Consider the following 19,561-nt stretch of genomic DNA (forward strand, 5'->3'; position numbering starts at 1 on the left):
GGTACGGAGAAGTTGGAACCAATAAAAAATTATTGGCACTGACATTCATCGACACACTATTGAGTTCTCAAAGAACACACGCACACACTTCTACCGGCAACTTGTTGTTGGGGTTTCGGTGAGGCAAGAGTTCAAACTTAGCTCAGGAACCGGCCTGGAAGCAAGTCCCAGTCGGTGTAACCCTGAACACATGATCAGTCAGGCGCTCAACGTACTACCTCGTGTCTGCAACCGCTTGGCGGCTGAGTCGGTGTCCGTGTCGCTCTGACTCGAATAAAGTTACGGGGCGGCCAACGGGAAGTCAAATCGCCAGGACAATCCGGCGTTTCCCCAGGTCGCAGCCCCCACACTAGGGCGGATTCGGCGTCGGCGCACCCCGGCGAACTTCGCGATCGAAGGCCGGGGATCGGCGGCGACCACTCGGCAACTGATCATCAGTCCAGGCGGCAGCTGACCCTCAACAACGCACCCACCTGCTGACATGACGTGACAACCGTGGACAGGTCGACCCATTCGATATACAGTTCGCCGACATTCAGCAATTTCATAGCTAATCTTCGGGCGGAAGGTAGGTCGAGGTGACGGAGGATCTCGACTCGGTCGAGCGTCGCGCCTGGAGCGCGGTGGTCACCCTCTCGATGCGCGTCCCCAGCGCGCTGGACTCCCGGCTACAGCGCGAGTTCGGCGTGACCCATTTCGAGTACCGGGTCCTGCTGTTACTGCACGAGGCCCCGGACCGGCGGATGCGGTTGAGCCTGCTGGCCGCGCGCGGACACGGGTCCATTTCCCGTCTGTCCCATGTGGTTTCGAAGCTCGAGCGGGTGGGCTGGGCGCGGCGCGAAGCCGCGGAGTGCGGGCGCGGGATCGACGCGGTGCTCACCGAGACCGGGCGGGCCAAGGTGGTGGAGGCGACCCCGGAGTATCTGATCGCGGTGCGCAAGTTGGTGCTCGACGGGCTCGACACTGTGCAGAAGGCCGAGCTCGCGGTGCTGGGTGAGCGGCTGTCCCGGCACCTGGTCGACACGCTCGGCGACGCGGATGCCGGGCAGACCGCCCCGGACTGTTGAGCGAAGGTCAGGAGTTGTGCGGACGCCAGGTGGCTACCGCCCAGATCACCACGATGTCGATGGCGATGATCAGGATCGACCACCACGGGTAGTACGGCAGCCACAGGAAGTTGGCCACGATCGACAGCGCCGCGATCACCATCGCCGACACCCGACCCCAGGTCTGGCCCGCGAGCAGGCCGATCGCCACGATCACCGCGATCGCGCCGAGGATGATGTGCCACCAACCCCAGCTGGTGAGGTCGAACTGGTAGGTGTACTCCGGCCCGACCACGATCAGGTCGTCGTTGGCCACCGCGGAGATTCCCTCGAAGATCTGCAGGACACCGACGACCGCGAGCAGAATGCCGGCGCCGATCGAAGTTCCCGCCGCGATCCCCTCGCGCACAGGGTGCTGGTTGGTGTTCGTCATCGCAGGGCCTTCCCGTCAGGTCGATGCCACGTGCCACCACGGCACGGGTCAACGGTAGGAAGGCCTCCGGCTCGGCACCTCACCCGTTGCGGGTGAACTCCGCTATCCGGCGCGGCACCGGGCGCAGCGTTTTGCCCAGGTCGGTGCGCAGGGTGATCAGCGCGTCGAGCAGGTAGTTCTGCCGCACGCGCCACGGGTGCCGGTCGCCTTGGCGCGGGAATGTGGCGATCGAGCGCAGGACGTACCCGGCATTCAGGTCAAGCAGGGGGCGTTCGGTGAGCGAGCCGTTGGGTTCGGGGACGACCGCGGGGCTACCGGTGCGGTCGAGGTGGGACAGGACTTTGCAGACCAGGCGGGAGGTGAGATCGGCGCGCAGGGTCCACGACGCGTTCGTGTAGCCCACACAGATGGCGAAGTTGGGCAAGCCGGTGAGCATGGCGCCCTGCCAGACGAACTGGTCGGCCAGCACTACCGGGACGCCGTCGACCGAGGGCGCGATGCCGCCGAACGCGAGCAGGCGCAGGCCGGTCGCGGTCACGACGATGTCGGCGGGCAGGGTCTCCCCCGACACCAAGCGGATGCCTTCGGGCACGAAAGTGTCGATGTGGTCGGTGACCACGGTGGCCTTGCCCTTCTTCATCGCCTTGAAGAAATCGGCGTCGGGGGCGGCGCACAGGCGTTGATCCCACGGGTCGTACTCGGGGGTGAAGTGCTGGGCCACGAGCTTGTCGTCTTTGAGGATGCGCGTGTTCAGGTCGGTCAGCAGTTTGCGCGCGGCGGCGGGGCGGCGACGGCAGAACTGGTAGAAGCCGATGTTGAACAGGATGTTCTTGGTGCGGATCAGGCGGTGGGCCAGGTTCGCGGGCAGGAGTTTGCGGATCTTGTCGGCCTGCTTGTCGCGGCCGGGCACGGGGCTGATCCAGGTGGGGCTGCGCTGCAGCATGGTGACGTGGGCGGCGTCGGCGGCGAGGTTGGGCACCAGGGTGACCGCGGTCGCGCCGCTGCCGATCACCACGATGCGCTTGTCGCGGGTGTCGAGGTCGGTGGGCCAGAACTGTGGGTGCACCACGGTGCCCGCGAAGTCGTCGCGGCCGGGAAACTGCGGGTCGTGCGGTTGGCCGTAGTCGTAGTAGCCGGCGCAGGTGTACAGGAATCCGCAGGTCAGGGTGCTCAGTTCCGGGCCGTCGGGGCCCTCGTGGGCGATGGTGAGCTGCCAGTGCGCGTGCTGCGACGACCAGTCCGCGCCGATCACCCGGGAACCGAAACGGATGTGCCGGTCGATGCCGTTCTCCTGCGCGGTCTCGCGGATGTAGTCCAGGATCGCGGCGCCGTCGGCGATCGAGCGGGCCGCGCGCCACGGCTTGAACGGATAACCCAGAGTGAACATGTCCGAATCGGAGCGAATGCCGGGGTAACGGAACAGGTCCCAGGTGCCGCCGAGATCGGCGCGGGCCTCGAGCACGGCATAGCTGCGGTGCGGGTGTTCGGCTTGCAGCCGGTAGGCGGCCCCGATGCCGGACAACCCGGCGCCGACGATGACGACGTCGAGGTGTTCGGGGGCAGCGGCGGTGTCGGTCATGGCTCCAGTGTGCCCGGACACACCGCGCGGCACGAGAGCGGATTTCGGTAGGTTGGTGGGGTGTCGTTGTTTCGACGTGCGGGATGGTTGCTCGTCGGCGCACTGGTCTCCGTGCTCGCCGCCGCCGTGGCGGGGTTGCCGGTTTTCGTGTATCCGCAGGTCGACCCGTTGCGGCCCGCCGACGCGATCGTGGTGCTGGGCGGCACCCCGTATGAACGATTCGATCTCGGAATCCAGTTGGGCGAGCGGGGATTGGCGCCCGAGGTGCTGATCTCGCAGTCCACCGGTGCCGACGATCCGATGATGGACAAGTACTGCGGCGGCCGATTCGCCTTCCGGGTCTCGTGTTTCGTGCCAGACCCGTGGACCACCGACGGCGAGGCGCGCGAAATCGTGCGGCGCGCAGAGATTTACGGGTGGAAGCACATCATCGTGGTGACCTTCACCCCGCACGTGTCGCGCGCTCGGTACATCGTGGGCAAGTGCTACGACGGCGAGCTCACCATGGTCGCGAGCCCCTCGGATTCGGGGTTCGAATTCTGGTCGTGGATGTATGTGCGCCAATCCGGCGGCTACATCAGGGCTTTCGTGAATCAGCATTGCGAGACGGCCTGACATAGGCCGGTCTGTGCTCCTAGAGTGAGACCCAGCGCGGCGGGGGCTCGCGCAGGTGAGAGGACCGCCGATGCTTGTCGAGGATCTGCGCACCGTCGGCGACGACGGGTTGCGCGCCCAGGTGTGTGTGATCGGGTCGGGGCCCGCGGGGTTGACCGTGGCCACCGAACTCGCCGCCGTGGGCCTGCGGGTGCTCGTGCTGGAAAGCGGCGGCGATGAGATCACCTGGGACGAACCGGCTTTCGCCTCTATCGACAATATCGGGGCGCCGCGCGCGGAACATCATCGGATCGCGGGCAACCGGGTGCTGGGCGGCAGTTCGCACACCTGGTCCGGGCGCTGCGGGGTGCTCGACGAGCTCGACTTCGCCACGCGGCCGTGGGTCACGCAGTCCGGCTGGCCGATCGACGCGGGTGCGCTGCGGCCCTACGCCGAACGCGCGGCCGAGCACGCCGGGCTCGGGCACGGGACCGGCTTCACCGAGGACGAGTTCTGGCCGTTGTCCGGGCGGCAGGCACCGGCCGACGCCCTCGACCCGGCCGCGTTCCGCCCCTACTTCTGGCAGATCAGCCGCGACCCCGGCAACCGGTTCGATTGCAAACGGTGGGGTGCGCACGTGCGCGATACCGTCGCGCCGACCGCGCGGGTGCTGGTGAACGCGACCGTCACGCATATCGACACCGATCCCACTGGTGCACATGTGAACTCGGTCGAGGTGACCGGTGCGGGTGGGCGGGTGCGGACCGTGTGGGCGCAGGTGTTCGTGCTGGCGGCGGGTGGGATCGATACGCCACGGCTGCTGCTGGCCTCGCGCCGCGCGGTGGCGGGCGGGATCGGGAACCGATACGACCAGGTCGGGCGGTATCTGATGGACCATCGCTGCGGGGCGGTCGCCACGCTGGCACCCGCGGCGGCCGGGCCCGCGCTGGATCGGTTCGGAAAGTACGTGGTCAAGAGCGCGCGGGGCAAGCACACCTACCTGCACGGGATCGCGTTGTCGCCGGAGCTGCAACGGCGCGAATCGCTGGTGAACTGTGCGCTGTGGTTGCAGGAGGTTCCCGCCGAGGACGACCCGTGGGACTCGGTGAAGCGGCTGCTGCGGGGGCGCGCGCGGTGGCAGGACGTGCGAATCATGCTGTCGGACACCGGACTTCTGCTCAACGGTGCGCGGCGCAGGCTGCTCGACGGTGTCGGGTTGCCGCATCGGCTGGCCGCAGTGGAGGTGCGGGCGATGGTGGAGCAGACGCCCGACGCGCACAGTCGGGTGCGGCTTTCCACGCGGACCGATCCGCTGGGAATGCCTTTGCCGCAAGTCGATTGGCGCACCAGCGAGCAGGAGGACCGGACGGTGCGGCGGGCTACGGCCATGCTGGTCGACGAGTTCGCGCGATTGGGATTGCCTGCACCGCAGGTGGTTCCGGCGGCACTGCCCGGCAGTACCGATCCCCTGCCGCTCACCGACTGGGCGCATCCCAGTGGCACCACGCGGATGTCGGCCGATCCACGGCACGGGGTGGTGGACCAGCACTGTCGGGTGCACGGGGTGGACAACCTGTACATCGCGGGCAGTTCGGTGTTTCCGACCAACGGGCACGTGAACCCGACGCTGACCGTGATCGCGCTGGCGGTGCGGCTGGCCGACACTCTGCGCGCCGGGCTGCGCGTGGACACCGATTCCGCGGGGGCCCGTTTAGGCTGAGCGGATGCCTGACTCGTCTGCGGGAAACGGTGGATCCAGCGGGACCGAGGAGTCGGGACACCCGCACGAGCCGCACAGTGGCAATCTCGGCTCGCGGCTGAACTGGCTGCGCGCGGGGGTGCTCGGTGCCAACGACGGCATCGTGTCCACCGCCGGGCTGGTCGTCGGTGTGGCCGCCTCGACGAACAACTCGCACACGATCCTCACCGCGGGACTGTCGGGGCTGGTCGCGGGCGCGCTGTCGATGGCGGCGGGCGAGTACATCTCGGTGAGCACGCAGCGGGATTCGGAGAAGGCGCTGCTGGCCAAGGAACGCCGTGAGCTGGCCGACGAACCCGACTTCGAACTGGCCGAACTGGCCGGGATCTACGAGAAGAAGGGCCTGAGCCCGGCCACCGCGCGCACTGTGGCCGCCGAGCTCACCGCGCACGACGCGTTCACCGCGCACGCGGAAGCCGAACTCGGCATCGACCCGCACGACCTGACCAATCCGTGGGCCGCCGCGCTGTCCTCGGCGATCTCGTACACCTGCGGTGCGCTGCTGCCCTTGCTGGCGATCATGTTGCCGCCCACCCACTGGAAGGTGCCGGTGACCTTCGCGGCGGTGCTGTTCGCGCTGGCGGTGACCGGCACGATCAGTGCGCGTCTGGGCGGCAGCAGTGTGCAGCGGGCGGTGCTGCGGGTGATGATCGGTGGTGCGCTGGCGATGGCGGTGACGTATGGGATCGGGATGTTCACCGACTCGATGAGCGGCAGCTGACCCGATTCGGCGGGGGCCTGGCAAAGGCTGCGCGCGGCTGAGTTTCGGGTAGCCGAGCTCGGCTAGGCGCACCCCGGCCAGCGGAGGCCATCCTTCGAGCGGGGCGAATCAGTGCATGGGTCCCAGGTCGAGGCGGCGGGTTACTCGGTCGACGACGTCCGGGGGCATGCCGGGTTCGCGGCGGGCGGCTTGGGCTTCGCGGCGGCCGGCTTCGGTGACCGCGGCGCGGACCGCGCGCATCTGGGAGGCGAACTTGCGTTCTTTGTCCAGCGCGGCCTTGGCATCGGCGTCGGCCAGTTCGGGGTCGGCCTTGGCGGACAGGTGGCGCAGGGTGTCCTTGATTTCGGTGTAGAGGTCCTCGGGGAGGTCGTCGCGGGCGGCGATGGCTTTGAGTTCGGTGAGTTCGGCGTTCACCACGCGGGTCCACAGGGCCTGTTCGACGGCGCGTTCCTGGCGGGTGTCTATCTGGACGCCGGTGAGGCGGACCACCAGCGGCAGGGTCGGGCCCTGGACCAGCAGGGTGAACAGCACGACCGCGAACGCGATGAACAGGATCTCCGAGCGGGCCGGGAAGTCGGCGCCGGTGTCGAGGGTGAACGGCACGGCCAGGGCCAGGGCGACCGTGGCGACGCCGCGCATCCCCGCCCACCAGGTGACGATCACCTCCTGCCAGGTGAACGGCGCGTCGGTGTTGGGCAGTTTGCTGGTGACCGCCCAGATGCCGAGCAGCCAGGCCAGTCGCAAACCCACCACCACCGCGAGCACCGCGACGGTGACCCCTGCCAGCGACGGCCAGTTGTGGCCGGTGGTCTCGATGACCACCCGCAGTTCCAGGCCGATCAGCGCGAAGGCGAAACCGGTGATGAGCATTTCGGTGATGTCCCAGACCGAGTCCGCGACCAGGCGGTAGTCGCGGTCGCCGATCTCGGTGACCGCGTCGGTGAGATACAGCGCGCAGACCAGCACCGCGAGCACGGCCGAGCCGCCGCCGTGTTCGGCGATGCCGTAGGCGGCGAAGGGCAGCAGCAGGCTCAGGGCGACCTGGCCGGTGGCGGTGTTCAGGTGCTTGGTGAGCTTGCTGCCCAACCAACCAAGCAGCAGGCCGACCACGAGGCCGACGATGGCGGCGACCGCGAAATCACCGAGCGCGTGCAACGGCGAGAACAGGCCGGTGACCACGGCCTGGATACCGACGGTGTAGATGACGATCGCGGTGACGTCGTTGAACAGGCCTTCGCCGCCCAGGGTGACGATCAGGCGGCGCGGTAGGCCGAGGCGGCCCGCCATCGAGGTGGCCGCGACCGGGTCGGGCGGGGCGACCAGCGCGCCGAGCACGACACCCGCGGCGATGGCGGCGGCCGGATTCCAGGCGTGGAACACCGCCGCGACCGCGATCGCGGTGACGATGACGAGGCCGACCGCGCGCAACGCGATGATCTGCCAGTTCTCCGCGAATTGACGCCAGGAGGTGCGGCGGGCGGCGGCGTACAGCAGCGGCGGCAAGACCAGCGGCAGGATCAACTCGGGGTTGATCTCCAGGCTGGGGACGGCGGGGATCAGGGCCAGCAGGCAGCCGAACAGGGTCATCAGGATCGACGGCGCGAGACCGATGCGCTCGCCCAGCGGTTCGGCGAGCACGGTCGCGAGCAGGATCACCAGGATGAGCACCAACTGGTCCATAGCTGACCAGTGTCATCGAGATCGGTGGTGCGCGGGGACCGACCCGCCGCCGGTCAGGGGTCGGATGCCGCGACCGGCTCTTCGATCGGCGGGGTTACGGGCGGACGGCGACCGCGGGGGGTAGCAGGATCGGGGGCAGCGGGAACGGGAGTTGGAGGACCGGCGGCGGGGGTGGTGGAGGTGGGGCCGGTTCGGGCTCGTAGACCGGGGGTGGGGGTTCCGGTGCGGGCTCGGGTTCGTAGGCCGGGGGCTCGTAGACCGGCGGGGGTGGCGGCGGTTCGTAGGCCGGGGGCGGCGGGGGTGCTTCGACCGGGGCCGGTTCCGGGACGAACTCGGGAGCGGGCGGCGGTGGAGGTGGGGGCGGCGCGGGCGGAAGGGCGTCGGGGGTGGTGACCGTGCACTGCCATTGGCCGTCGTCGTGGACGCGCCAGTGGGCGACGATGCCGCCTGCCGAGCAGTTTCCGCCGACGCGACGGGCGGGCCACGGCGGAGCGAACTGCGCTTCGGTGTCGGCGGCCTCCTGATCGGCACCGGCCACCGGCAGGCCGTTGGCGTCGGCACCCAACGGGTTCACCGAGGGATCGTCGGCGCCCTGATCGGCGCGCAACACCAGTCCCAGCGCGACCACCAGCGCGAGCAACGCGGCCAGCACAGCCGCTATCGCGATCATTCGTGTACTGCTACCGGTCCGCTCTTCGGGACCGTCGCTGCTGCGAGCCATCGCACCGCCTTCGCCGCGGATCAGGTCTGCACCTCATCCAGCACGCTACCGCACGGTTGCTCAGCCACCACCCGCCTCGACCGGACAAGCACTGGCCAGGGCAAATACCTATATGCGATGGTTGCCCGATGTTTACTTGATCGCGACCCGCACCTTCACCGCGTCGGCGTCGGTGTTGTGCAATGCCTGTGCGATCAACGCGCTCAGGTCCAGTTGCGGGCCCGCCGCGGTCACCGATTCGGTGAGCGGACGCAAGCCCGGCAGCAGAGCCGACAATTCCGGGCCGAGCTCGTTCAGCTTCGCGGTGAGTTCTTCCAGGAACGGCACGAGACCGTCTTCGCGTAGGTACATCTGTGGATCGCCCTCGGTGGCCCGGCCGACCGATTCCACGAACTGGTCGATCACCTGACTCAAGCGGACGAACGCGGGCGCGGCCGCGGCGGTGGCGGGGCCGGCCCACGCGATATCACCGGAGACGTATTCGAAGTTGTTCTGCAGTTCGCCGATCGCGGGCGCGCGGCTCATCAGTGCCGCGGCGAGCAGGTCGCCCGCGCGTGCCAGCTCGGGAACCACGTTCTCGGTGCCGGCCATCGCGGTACCGAGCGTGTCGACCAGGGAGCCGACCACCGCGGGGTCCAGCTGCTCGACGGTCTTGGTGACCAACCGGGCGACCTCGGGGATCGACATCGGCGTGCGCACGTTCTCGCCCGAAAGTCGTTGTCCGTCAGCCAGATACGGGCCGTCGGCGGAGCGCGGCACGAACTGCACGTACGGCTCACCCAGCGACGACAGGTGTTCGATGGTGACCACGCTGCTCAGGGGCACCTTGTGATCGGCGCCGATCCGGAAACCGACCTGCACCCGCCCGCCGGCGGAGGTGTCGATCTCGGTGACCTTGCCGATCTCGATCCCGGTCAGCAGGATCGGCGAACCCACCGACAGGCCACCGGAATTCGCGATCTCGATCGAGGCGGCGGTGAAGTCGGCCAGCGGATCCACCCGAACCACCCCGAAGGTCAGGTAACCCGCGCCGAGCACGGTGATGGCGGCGATACCGCTCAGCGAAGCCAGGGCACCGGTCTTCATCGCACCATTCCGATCATCCGCAGCGCGGTGACGATCTGCGCCAGCTGGTCTTCTTCGGACACCCGCACGCCGGTGACGTTCACCTTCGGGCCGTTCTCGGCGAAGGGAATGATCTTGTCGCGCAACAGCGCCGTGAGCAGCGCCAAGTTGGTGGCCGAGCGCAGGTCCGCCGATCCGCCGGTGGCCAGCGGCACGAACGCGTTCGCGGCCGCGTCGCCCGAGCGCGCGATCGGGGCCAGCCAGGTCAGCGAGGAACCGACCGGGCCCAGTGCGTCGAAGATCTTCATGGTCTTGGCGATCGAGTCCTGTGTGCCGGTCATCGCGGCCACCGCCTCGGGCGTGAGGATGTTGGTGAGCTCGGGGCCGATGCCGTGCATGACCTCGGCGTTGGCGGCCAGGCCGTTGACCAGCAGGTCGACCTGGTCCAGATTCGCGGCCAGGTTCGCGGCGTCGGCGCCCATCACCGCGGAGATGCGCGCGGTTTCCTTGGGGTCCTGTGGCATCACCGAGTTGATCCGGCCCAGCATTTCCTGCAGCTGGCCGATGGCGCCGCCCTGCACGAACACCGCCATGGTGGCCATCGTGTCTTCCAGTTGCACAGGCGGTTTCGTGCGATCGATCGGAATGGTGTCGCCGTCGCGCAGCAGGTCGCCGAAGCCGTCCTTGGGGGTCGTCAGCGACAGGTGGATGTCGCCGAGGATGGTGTTCTGGCGCAGTTCGGCGATGGACTTTCTCGGCAACTGCACCGTGTCGAGGATGTCGGCCTCGACGATGACGTAACCGCCGCGACCTGCTGGTGCGTCGGCGGGTTGGACCACGCGCACGCCGTCGACGATGCCGATCTCGGCGCCGTTGGCGATCACCTTCGACCGCGACGGCAGGTTCAGCACGCTGCTGAACTCGATCTGCACGCGATAGGTCTCTCCGCTCACCGTCGAACCGGGAACCGGCACGTCGGCGGGGTCGAAACCGCAACCACCGACCGCGAGACCGGTGGCGACCACCAGCGCGATCACGCTGTGTCGCAACATCTTTCGGGTGTTCATCGGGCACCTGCCATTCCGAGCACGACCTGCACGAGATTCACGTCGGCCAGTCCCTGCGCCGGGTCGGGACACTGCCCTGGGATCAGCGCGTTCACCGCGGTGCACACCTGGTCGGCTTCACCGGTGGGCAGTGCGACCTTCGGCGGCGCGTAGGTGATCGCGGTGCCGCCGGCGGGATCGGTGGCGCTGCGAAAGGCCGAGGCCAGCGCGGGCATCTTGGCCACGATCTCCGACAGCGATCCGACGTTGGCGCGCAACAGTTTTACCAGCGGGACGGTGTCGTCCAGGGCGCCGATCAGCGGGTCGCCGAGGATGATGGCGACGTCGTTGAGCATCGGCAATAGGTCGCCGAGTCCTTCGAACAGCGAGGTGGCCGGGCCGAGCAGGTCGTCGGAGGCCTGGTTCAGCAGCGGGGCCAGACGCACCAGCATGGTCTGCAGGTCGCCCCAGTTGGCGGCGACCCGGTTCGACACCGAGGCGAAGGCATCGAAAAGGCCTGCGAGATGGGCGATGTCGGCGTCGGGCTTGTTCATCGCCGTACCGAGTTTGTGGATGAGCTCGTTGACCGTGGGGCCGGTGCCCGCGGTCGCGCGGTCCAGCGAGGACAGGCCGTTGGCCAGTCCGCCCGGCTGACCCGCGGTGCCGCCGGACAGTTCGTCGGACAGGCTCGCCAGTGCGGTCAGTGTTTCGGTAATGCTCTTGGGCGTCAGGGTTTTGGTGATGCAGCCACCCGCGAGCGGGGGTGCGTCCTTGCCGGTGGTGAGCACGGCCAGATTGCGGTCCGCGGCAACCGAATACGCGACGGTGGTCGCGGAAGCATCGGAGCGGACCGGGAATTCGGCGTCCACGGCGAACTCGACGCGCACCTTGGCGCCCTCGTTGCGCACCGCGGTCACCTCGCCGACGTTCATGCCGCGCATGGTGACGTGGTTGCCCGGGTACAGGCCGATCGCGTCGGGCATCATCGCGCAATAGGACTGTGTCTTCTTCAGCGGATCGAAGGCGATGAAATAGCCGCCGGTCACCAACGCGACCAGCACCGCGACACCGGCGATCGACATGAAGGCCTGCGATCCCAGCAGTTTCCTCAACATCAGCACGCCTTCCCTGGCAGCGGTACGCACACGCGGGCGCTGGACTGGTCGACCACCACACCCGCTTCGGGGGTTGCCAGCTGCGACAGCTTGGTCTGCAGCTCGTGCACGGTGCCAAGGACCGGTTCGAGTTGGCCGCCGAGTTCGCCCAGTCGCGGCAGTGCGTCGGCCAGCGCCTGCACCTGCGGTTTCAGGCTGGACTCCCAGGTCGGTGCCAGGCCGGCCAGCCGATTCACCACCGAGGTGAGCAGCCGAAGGGCTTCCGCCAGTTCGGCTTTCTTGCTCAGCAGCAGGTCTTCGAGCAGGTTGACGTTGTTCATCAGCCTGCCCAGATCGGACTTGGCGCCGTCGTACATGGAGATGTACTCGTCGAGGATCGCGATCGACTTCGACACCTGCGAACGCTGCCGGTCGAGCATGTCGACGTACGTGCTCACGGTGTCCAGGGTGGTGCGCAGGGCTTCCGGGGAGGTCTCGATCGCGGAGTTCGCCGCGGCCAGGTTGTTGCGCACGGTGTCGCCGTCGACCGCGGCCAGCGGGGTCGTGGCGTCCTGGAAGGTCTCGATCAGGCTGTAGGGCAGGCGAATTCGATCCGACGGAATGGCCTTGTCCCCCAGCGGCGCGGAGCCGGCCGGGTACAGGGCGACGTAGTGGCCACCGACCACGGTGAGCATCCGGATGTCCAGGGAGCTCTGATCGCCGACGAACACCTCGTCCTTCACGGTGAACCGCATGAGCACCTTGTCGGGCCGCAGTTCCAGCGAGGTGACGCTGCCCACCGAGATGCCGGCCAGGCGCACGTCGTCGCCTTCGCGCACGGACTGCGCTTCGCTGAGTTCGGCGGTGTAGGTGTGTTTGCCCAACGGCACCACGTAGATCACCGCGGCGCCGACGATGAACAGCACCACCAGGCTCAGTCCGAGGATGCCCATGCGCAGTTCGCGGGCGCGTTTGCCCGCTTCGTCGAGGATCGGGCGATCACCGGAGAAGATCTTGGGCAGCTTCAGCGGTTGCATACGGTGACCTTCTGTCCGGCGATCAGCACCTGCAGCGGGGCGGGCACGTCGGCCGCGCCGTTGCCGCAGTGCGGCGTGAAGTCGGCGAAACCGCGCGACAGCGACGAGTCGACCGTGGCCAGCAGCCCGGGCAGCTTGCCGAACACCTCGACGGCTTCGGCCGGGTTCGGGAACAGGGCGCGGATCATCGCGTCGACGTCGGCGCCGCCGCCTTCGACCAGGCCCAGCGAGGCGAGCAACCGGTCCACCGGTGCCAGCACCGAGGGCGCGGTCATCGCGAACTGCGCGACGCCGCCGATATTGCGTTGCATCGCCTCGAAGACGTCGGTGAGCCGGGCCAGCAGCGGCAGAAGTTGGCCCACGCGGCCGCCGTGTCGGTCGGCCATGTCGGACAGGTTGCGGATCAGCGTGCTGATCACCTGCTGACGGTCCTGCGCGTAGCTCGCGAGCTGGTCGATCGCGCCCAACGCGGGGCCCAGACCCGAGCCGTCGCCTTCGATCACGGCGAGCATGCTGGCGGTGAACTGGTTGATCGCTTCGGGCGACAGCGTGGCCAGCACCGGCTTCAGGCCGCTGAACAGGCTCGTCACGTCGAACGACGGGACGGTCATGTTCGCACCGATCCGGGCACCCGCGACGATCTTCGCGCCGGGGTTGGGGGCCTGCTGCAGGTCGATATAGCGCTGGCCGGTGAGGTTCTGGTAGCGGATGGCCAGCTTGGAGTTGTCGTAGATCGGGGTGTCGGTCTTGACCGTGATCGCGATCTTGGCCTTGTCGCCTTCCAGGCCGATCTTCTCGATCTTGCCCACCTGCACGCCGAACATTCGCACGTCGTTGCCGACTTTGAGTCCGTTGGCGTCGGTGAACAGCACGTCGTGGGCGTTGGTGTCACCGGCGACCGGGCGTTGGATCAGGGTGAACACCAGACCCAGTGCGACGATCATGACCAGGGTGAATGCGCCAAGACGCAGTGCGGTTCCGCGAATCTTCATCGCGCACCGGCCTTTCCGAACAGCGGCACCGCGATACCGGGGACACCGCTGAGCTCGACGTCGAGGTTGAGGACCGGACCGTTCGGGCCATCGGGCATGGCGCCGCGCAGGTTCTGCAGCAGGGCGGTGAGGTCGGCGCCGGTGCGACGGGGGTTGGGCGACATCTGGGCCAGTGCCGACAGCATCGGCGCGAGCATGTCGGTGGTCTCGGCGAAGTGCCCGCCCGCGGTGTTCAACGTGGTGGTCAGGGCGGGCAGGATGCTGCCGCCGATCACGCCGACGCCGATGTCGTAGCGGTCCTTGTCGATCTGGGTCACCCGGATCTCGCTGAGCTGGTCGATCACCTGCATGGTGGCACCGGCGAACTGACCGCCGCCGTCGAAGGCGGGGCCGAGCTTGCCGAACAGCTCCGCAGGCATCACGTCCTGGTTGTCGGCGATGGTCCTGGCCACGGTGATCAGCGCCTGCACCAGCGGGGTGAAGGCCTTGAAATCCGCGGCCAGCTGGGAGATGACCGTGGCCATCTGCGGGCTGGTCACGGTCATGCCCACCTGCGACAGGCTGCGCAGGATCGCGCTCATCGTCGCGTCGTAGACCCGGTCGCCGTTGGCGCCGGTGAGATCGAGCACCGCGCCTTCGCGCAGCGGGGAACCGCCTGTGCCACGGCGCAATTCGATCTCCGCGATGCCGAACAGGTTGGTGGGGGCGTAGTCCACGGCGAGGCTGTCGTCGATGCCGACCAGTCGCTCGCCGTCCAGCAGCAGCGCGATCTGCTGGGTGCCGCGTTCGCCGGGGGTCACTTCGGCGACCTCGCCGACGGTGACACCGTCGATGCGGACCTGACTGCCCGCGCTGATGCCGTCACCGAGGTGATCGGTGTGCAGGGCGATGCGCAGGCCGTCAACGGTCCGGAAGTTGTTGTAGCCCACCGTGGCCAGCACGACCACCGCGATCAGACCGAGGATGATTCCGCCGGTCAGGCGCGCGCTGCGTCGGTCGGCCGCGACACCGGGCATTCCGTAGTTAGGCACTAGATCACCCCGTAAAACTGATCGCCGAGTTGAAGCCCCACAGTGCGATCGACAGCACCATGTCGATGGCGATGATGGCCACCGAACTGGCGCGCACCGCACGACCCGAGGCGATGCCGACGCCTTCGGGTCCGCCGGTGGCGAAGAACCCGAAGTAGCTGTGCACCAGGATCACGACCGTGCCGAACACGGCCACCTTGATCACCGCGGCGATCATGTCGAAGCCGGAGATGAACTGGAAGAAGTAGTGGTCGTACACGCCCGCGGACTGTCCGTAGACCATGGTGACCAGGCCGCGGCAGGCCGCGTAGGACAGGATCAGCGCGATCAGGAAGGTCGGCACGATGGCGATGGCGCCCGCGATCACGCGGGTGGTGACCACGAACGGCACCGACCGCAGACCCAGCGCTTCGATCGCGTCGATCTCCTCGGAGATGCGCATGGAACCGATCTCGGCGGTGATCCGGCAGCCCGCCTGCGCGGCGAAACCGATGGCCGCCGCGATAGGGGCCAGCTCGCGGGTGGTGGCGTAGGCGGAGACCACACCGGAGACCGGGCCCATGCCGAGCATGTCGAGGGTGGCGAACGATTCCACGCCCACCGAGGCGCCCATCACCAGGCCGAGCACGATCATCATCGGCACGGTGCCACCGCCGACGATGATCGACCCTCGACCCCAGGTCATGTCGGTGACCGCGCGCAGCGTTTCCTCGCGGTAGCGGCGCAGGGTCAGCGGCACCGAGGACAGCACCTGCCACACGAACACCGCGACGAAGCCCAGCGATTCACCGGCGGAGCCGATGCGCTTGCCGAGGCGGGCGGGACGGCGCAGCCAGTGCGCGGGAATGTAGGAGGAGGCAGCCATCACGCCAACTTCGTCGGGAGGAACATGGCGGTGATCTGGCTGGCCAGCAGGTTCACGATCGCGATCGAGACCACCGACAGCACCACCGCGGCGTTGACCGCGTCGGCGACACCGCGCGGTCCGCCTTTGGCTTCCAGGCCGCGCTGGCAGGCGATGATCACCACGAGGAAGCCGAAGATCAGGGCCTTGAGCAGCGACACCCAGACGTCGGCGGTGGTGGCGAAGGCGCCGAAGGTCGACCAGTAGCTGCCCGGCGTGACGCCCTGGCCGCCCACGGCGACCGCGTAGCCGGCCAGCACGCCGACCAGGATGATCAGCACATTGAGCATGGGCGCCACGATCAGCATCGCGACCATGCGCGGGATGACCAGGCGATGCACCGGGTTGATGCCCATGGTGTTGAGCGCGTCGATCTCTTCGCGGATGGTGCGCGCGCCCAGATCCGCCGCGATGGCCGCCGCACCGGCGCCGCCGAGCAGGAAGCCGGTGGCGATGGGTGCGCCCTGTTTGATCACGCCGAGGCCGCCGGTCGCGCCCAGCAGCGAGTCCGCGCCGAGGCTGTGGATGAGGTTGCCGACCTGGACCGAGACGATCACGCCGAACGGGATCGCCATCAGGATCGCGGGGATCGCGGTGACCGTGATCAGGCGCCAGGCCTGCACGAGGGTCTCACGCCATTGGAACTGTCGGCGGGCGATGTCGGAGACGGTGCCGCCGGTCGATTGCGCGGCGAGGTCGACCGCACGCCCGAAGGTCCGCAGCGACGACACGACGGTGTCGGTGAAGTTCTTGCGGACGATCTGGGTGGCGGACTCGCGCTTCGCGGAGCGCAGATCGGTGGACATCACAGATGTCTCCGTACCGCTCGTGAAGCACGGGGCTTGGTGATTTTCATACCGCACTCTCTGGCTTCGGCGTCGGTGCCAACTCCAGCAAGCTAACCGGTACTCTGCGTCACAACAAAATTTCGGGTGCGTGACCCTCGTCGCTTTTTCGTGGTTTCCACGACAGGTGCGCACCTTGTGTGATGCGCGACACCGGGGCTACGGGCTTGCGGCGAGGAACACAAACGCCGCGAACAACGCCAGGTGAACGCCACCATGCAGCAAGGTTGCGCGGCCGGGAACGATGGTCAACGTGCTCACCACGACGGTCAGCGCGAGCAGCACCATCTGGGTGGGACCCAAGCCAAGTACCAGCGGGCCGCTGAGCCAGATGGTCGCGATCGCGATCACCGGAATGGTCAGGCCGATGCTGGCCATCGCCGACCCCAGCGCCAGGTTCAAGCCGATCTGCACCTGATTGCGGCGCGCGGAGTTCACCGCGGCGATGGTCTCGGGCAGCAGCACCAGCATCGCGATCACCACACCCACCGCCGATTGCGGTAGGCCCGCCGCGGCCACGCCGGCCTCCAGCGCGGGCGAGACCACCTTGGCCAGGCCGACCACGCAGACCAGGGCCAGGCCCAACATGCCGAGACTGATCAGCGCGGCCCGCTTGGACGGCGCGTGCGCGTCACTGTCATCGACGGCGCCACCGTCTTCGACCGGGAGGAAATCGTCGGGGTGACGCACCGTCTGCACCATCACGAACAGTCCGTACAGCAGCAGCGACGCGACCGCGGCGAAGGCCAGCTGCGGCGGCGAGAACTCCGGGCCGGGCGCACTGGTGGTGAAGGTGGGCAGCACCAGACTCAGCGTGGCCAACGTCGCCACGGTGGCCAGCGCCGCGCCGGTGCCCTCGGCGTTGAACACCGCGACCCGCCTGCGCAACGCACCCACCAGCAGTACCAAGCCGAAGATGCCGTTGCAGGTGATCATCACCGCGGCGAACACGGTGTCGCGCGCGAGCGAGGCCGCCTTGTCGCCGCCGGAGATCATCATCGTCACGATCAGCGCCACCTCGATCACGGTCACCGCGACCGCCAGCACCAGCGAACCGTAGGGTTCGCCGACCCGGTGCGCCACGATCTCGGCGTGGTAGACCGCCGCGAGCACCGCGCCGACCAGCGCGATACTGACCACCACCACGACCGGTCCCGGTATCGAACGCCCCCAACTCAGGGCGAGTACCAGCGCGGCGAGGATGGGCACATACATGGTCCATGTGGTCCTCAGCGCGGCAATCATGGCCCCTATTGTTCCAGCTGCGGCCGGGTGCACCGGGTTTCGCCGCTGCGGGAATCCGGCGATGGATTCACTCGCGCTCCCGCGATGGGGAACAATTGCGCGCGTGCGGACCCAGTTCACTCTCGAGCTCGTCGCTTTGGCCAACGATCTCACCCTGATGTCGCGCGTCGCCCATGACGCGACGCAGCGCGTCACCCAGGCGGTGGCCACTGCCGACCTCGCGGCCACCTACGAGGTGTTCGCACTCGACGAGCAGTTGCAGGTGATGTTCGCCGCGTGCGAATCCCGCACGATGGCCCTGCTCGCACTGCAGGCTCCGGTGGCGCGCGATCTGCGCCATGTGGTGACCGCGATTCAGGTGGCCGGGGAGCTGTCGCGGATCGGTCGTCGCACCGAAACCGCTGGGCAGTACGTGTATCGGGCACATCCGCGTACGGTCGCGCCCGCGCCGGTGATCGACGAACTGGTGTCGATGGGCACGCTGGCGTCGACCTGCGTGGCGCGCGTGGGCGCCTCGGTGGCCAGTGGTCGGGTCTGCGCCGACGACGGTGCCGATGCCGTCGCGATGGACACGCTGTGCAAGCAGTTGCGCACCGTGCTCACCGATTCCGGGGTCAGTGTCGAGGCCGCGATCGATATGGCGTTGCTGGGCAGTCAGTTCCAGCGTTGCGTGGACCACGCGGCGCGGATCGCCCGGCTGATTCGCTTCTTGGACACCGGAATTCCGCCCGAAGCGGGATCGCTGCCCGACTGAGAGTATTGTGATGTCGGTCACCTTCGGTTTGCGTACCGGCACAACAGGTCACCTCCGTCGATAGGTGAACGCTATTGCGCCGCAATCGGTTCGTGCCGGCTGTGCTGTGCGCGACCTCATAGCGGACAATCACAGACGACACCCGGTGTGGCCGTTAGGTTGTGCCGGTTCATTTTTCGACGAAGCGTGTGGGTGGTACGGGCATGAAGTGGTCCTCGATCAGTGGCTCTCCTGCGGGAAAGGCCCTGCTCGCCGTGCTCGGCGCGGTGCTCATCGCCGTGGTGGTGACGGTCGCGAATACGTTGTTGGACAAGGTGAGTCCCACCGCGCCCGGTCCCGGTTCGGCGGGTGCGGCGACGGTGTCGGGTAAGGAAGTCGGCGATCTGGTCGGCACGCTGGTGGTCGCGCCCGAAGGTCCGATGGCGGGCTACACGCGCGAGAAGTTCCCGCACTGGGACACCAACAAGCCCGAACACGGCTTCATCGGCGACCTGGCCCAGTACGCCAAATGCACCAGCCGCGAAGTGATGATGCTGCGCGACGCCAACGGCAAGGTGACCCTGGACGCCAAGACCTGTGACCTGAAGGTGGCCGCGGGCGGTGGCTGGCAGGACCACTACGGCTTCATCGACAAGAAGACCGGTGAGCTCGGGCCGTACAAGTTCATCACCGATCCGTCCAAGGTCGACGCCGAACACATTGTGGCCCTTGCCGAAGCGTGGCGTTCCGGTGCCGCCGACCGTGACGAGGACACCCGCCGTCGCATCGCCAACGACGCGCTGAACCTGGTCGCCGCCGACCCGTCGGCCAACCGTTCCAAGGGTGATCAGGATCCCGCGAACTACTTGCCGCCGGGCAACTTTCGGTGCGCCTATGTGGAGCACTACGTCAAGGTGAAGGTAAAATACGCCCTGACCGTCGATTCCGCCGAGCACGCCGCGTTGCGCACCGCAGTCGATGACTGCCTCCGCCGAGGAGAGTTCAAATAAGCGACATCATCGAGATCACCGCCGAC

The 19,561-nt window shown here is 67.8% G+C and carries 19 protein-coding genes; 6 read left to right on the forward strand and 13 right to left on the reverse strand.

The features are described 5' to 3' along the window. Positions 1 to 578: 578 nt before the first annotated feature. The gene (locus ACFWU5_RS27790) at positions 579 to 1,067 is read left to right on the forward strand and encodes a MarR family winged helix-turn-helix transcriptional regulator (protein ID WP_379247567.1); all 489 of its coding nucleotides are present in this window, start codon (positions 579 to 581) and stop codon (positions 1,065 to 1,067) included. A gap of 7 nt (positions 1,068 to 1,074) precedes the next feature. Here ACFWU5_RS27790 and ACFWU5_RS27795 read toward each other — a convergent pair whose 3' ends face one another. Then, a complete protein-coding gene (locus tag ACFWU5_RS27795) occupies positions 1,075 to 1,479 on the reverse strand; it encodes a hypothetical protein (RefSeq protein WP_379247565.1) in 405 nt (134 codons plus the stop codon). Positions 1,480 to 1,558: 79 nt separating this feature from the next. Then, positions 1,559 to 3,058 (reverse strand): flavin-containing monooxygenase, encoded by a 1,500-nt coding sequence (locus ACFWU5_RS27800; protein ID WP_379247563.1) that lies wholly within the window; start codon positions 3,056 to 3,058, stop codon positions 1,559 to 1,561. Between the two features lie 60 nt (positions 3,059 to 3,118). On the opposite strand from ACFWU5_RS27800, the gene ACFWU5_RS27805 reads away from it, so the two are divergent. From ACFWU5_RS27805 to ACFWU5_RS27815, 3 genes are all read left to right on the forward strand, one after another. Further along, entirely contained in the window at positions 3,119 to 3,673 is a 555-nt protein-coding gene (locus ACFWU5_RS27805; protein WP_379269817.1) for a YdcF family protein, read from the forward strand. 70 nt (positions 3,674 to 3,743) lie between these two features. Further along, positions 3,744 to 5,372 (forward strand): GMC oxidoreductase, encoded by a 1,629-nt coding sequence (locus tag ACFWU5_RS27810; protein ID WP_379269819.1) that lies wholly within the window; start codon positions 3,744 to 3,746, stop codon positions 5,370 to 5,372. A gap of 4 nt (positions 5,373 to 5,376) precedes the next feature. Then, the gene (locus tag ACFWU5_RS27815) at positions 5,377 to 6,132 is read left to right on the forward strand and encodes a VIT family protein (protein WP_379247557.1); all 756 of its coding nucleotides are present in this window, start codon (positions 5,377 to 5,379) and stop codon (positions 6,130 to 6,132) included. Between the two features lie 108 nt (positions 6,133 to 6,240). Here ACFWU5_RS27815 and ACFWU5_RS27820 read toward each other — a convergent pair whose 3' ends face one another. The 11 genes from ACFWU5_RS27820 to ACFWU5_RS27870 all read right to left on the reverse strand — a co-directional run bounded on the left by ACFWU5_RS27820 (position 6,241) and on the right by ACFWU5_RS27870 (position 17,792). Beyond that, complete coding sequence (locus ACFWU5_RS27820; RefSeq protein WP_379269821.1) at positions 6,241 to 7,812, reverse strand: Na+/H+ antiporter; 1,572 nt, start codon at positions 7,810 to 7,812, stop codon at positions 6,241 to 6,243. A 94-nt stretch (positions 7,813 to 7,906) separates the two neighbouring features. Next, positions 7,907 to 8,533: a hypothetical protein gene (locus ACFWU5_RS27825; RefSeq protein ID WP_379269822.1), complete on the reverse strand. Its 627-nt coding sequence runs from the start codon at positions 8,531 to 8,533 to the stop codon at positions 7,907 to 7,909. A gap of 132 nt (positions 8,534 to 8,665) precedes the next feature. Further along, the gene (locus tag ACFWU5_RS27830) at positions 8,666 to 9,619 is read right to left on the reverse strand and encodes an MlaD family protein (protein WP_379247551.1); all 954 of its coding nucleotides are present in this window, start codon (positions 9,617 to 9,619) and stop codon (positions 8,666 to 8,668) included. Continuing rightward, positions 9,616 to 10,665: an MlaD family protein gene (locus ACFWU5_RS27835; RefSeq protein ID WP_379269824.1), complete on the reverse strand. Its 1,050-nt coding sequence runs from the start codon at positions 10,663 to 10,665 to the stop codon at positions 9,616 to 9,618. Before ACFWU5_RS27835 ends, ACFWU5_RS27830 begins: the two co-directional genes overlap by 4 nt. After that, a complete protein-coding gene (locus ACFWU5_RS27840; protein ID WP_379247547.1) occupies positions 10,662 to 11,759 on the reverse strand; it encodes an MlaD family protein in 1,098 nt (365 codons plus the stop codon). Before ACFWU5_RS27840 ends, ACFWU5_RS27835 begins: the two co-directional genes overlap by 4 nt. Beyond that, positions 11,759 to 12,775 (reverse strand): MlaD family protein, encoded by a 1,017-nt coding sequence (locus tag ACFWU5_RS27845; RefSeq protein ID WP_379247545.1) that lies wholly within the window; start codon positions 12,773 to 12,775, stop codon positions 11,759 to 11,761. Before ACFWU5_RS27845 ends, ACFWU5_RS27840 begins: the two co-directional genes overlap by 1 nt. After that, positions 12,763 to 13,767 (reverse strand): MlaD family protein, encoded by a 1,005-nt coding sequence (locus ACFWU5_RS27850; RefSeq protein WP_379269826.1) that lies wholly within the window; start codon positions 13,765 to 13,767, stop codon positions 12,763 to 12,765. The genes ACFWU5_RS27845 and ACFWU5_RS27850 overlap by 13 nt, the downstream gene beginning before the upstream one ends. After that, positions 13,764 to 14,798 (reverse strand): MlaD family protein, encoded by a 1,035-nt coding sequence (locus tag ACFWU5_RS27855; protein WP_379269828.1) that lies wholly within the window; start codon positions 14,796 to 14,798, stop codon positions 13,764 to 13,766. The genes ACFWU5_RS27850 and ACFWU5_RS27855 overlap by 4 nt, the downstream gene beginning before the upstream one ends. A 4-nt stretch (positions 14,799 to 14,802) precedes the next feature. Next, positions 14,803 to 15,663: an MlaE family ABC transporter permease gene (locus ACFWU5_RS27860; RefSeq protein ID WP_379247539.1), complete on the reverse strand. Its 861-nt coding sequence runs from the start codon at positions 15,661 to 15,663 to the stop codon at positions 14,803 to 14,805. Beyond that, positions 15,663 to 16,508 (reverse strand): MlaE family ABC transporter permease, encoded by an 846-nt coding sequence (locus ACFWU5_RS27865; RefSeq protein ID WP_379247537.1) that lies wholly within the window; start codon positions 16,506 to 16,508, stop codon positions 15,663 to 15,665. The genes ACFWU5_RS27860 and ACFWU5_RS27865 overlap by 1 nt, the downstream gene beginning before the upstream one ends. A 198-nt stretch (positions 16,509 to 16,706) precedes the next feature. Continuing rightward, entirely contained in the window at positions 16,707 to 17,792 is a 1,086-nt protein-coding gene (locus ACFWU5_RS27870) for a calcium:proton antiporter (RefSeq protein ID WP_379269830.1), read from the reverse strand. A 103-nt stretch (positions 17,793 to 17,895) separates the two neighbouring features. Here ACFWU5_RS27870 and ACFWU5_RS27875 point away from each other — a divergent pair, with 103 nt between their 5' ends. After that, positions 17,896 to 18,546: a phosphate uptake regulator PhoU gene (locus ACFWU5_RS27875; protein WP_379269832.1), complete on the forward strand. Its 651-nt coding sequence runs from the start codon at positions 17,896 to 17,898 to the stop codon at positions 18,544 to 18,546. Positions 18,547 to 18,749: 203 nt separating this feature from the next. Then, positions 18,750 to 19,535 (forward strand): HNH endonuclease family protein, encoded by a 786-nt coding sequence (locus ACFWU5_RS27880; RefSeq protein ID WP_379247531.1) that lies wholly within the window; start codon positions 18,750 to 18,752, stop codon positions 19,533 to 19,535. The last annotated feature ends 26 nt before the right edge of the window (positions 19,536 to 19,561 follow it).

The sequence above is a fragment of the Nocardia sp. NPDC058640 genome, assembly GCF_042716995.1.
Lineage (GTDB): Bacteria > Actinomycetota > Actinomycetes > Mycobacteriales > Mycobacteriaceae > Nocardia.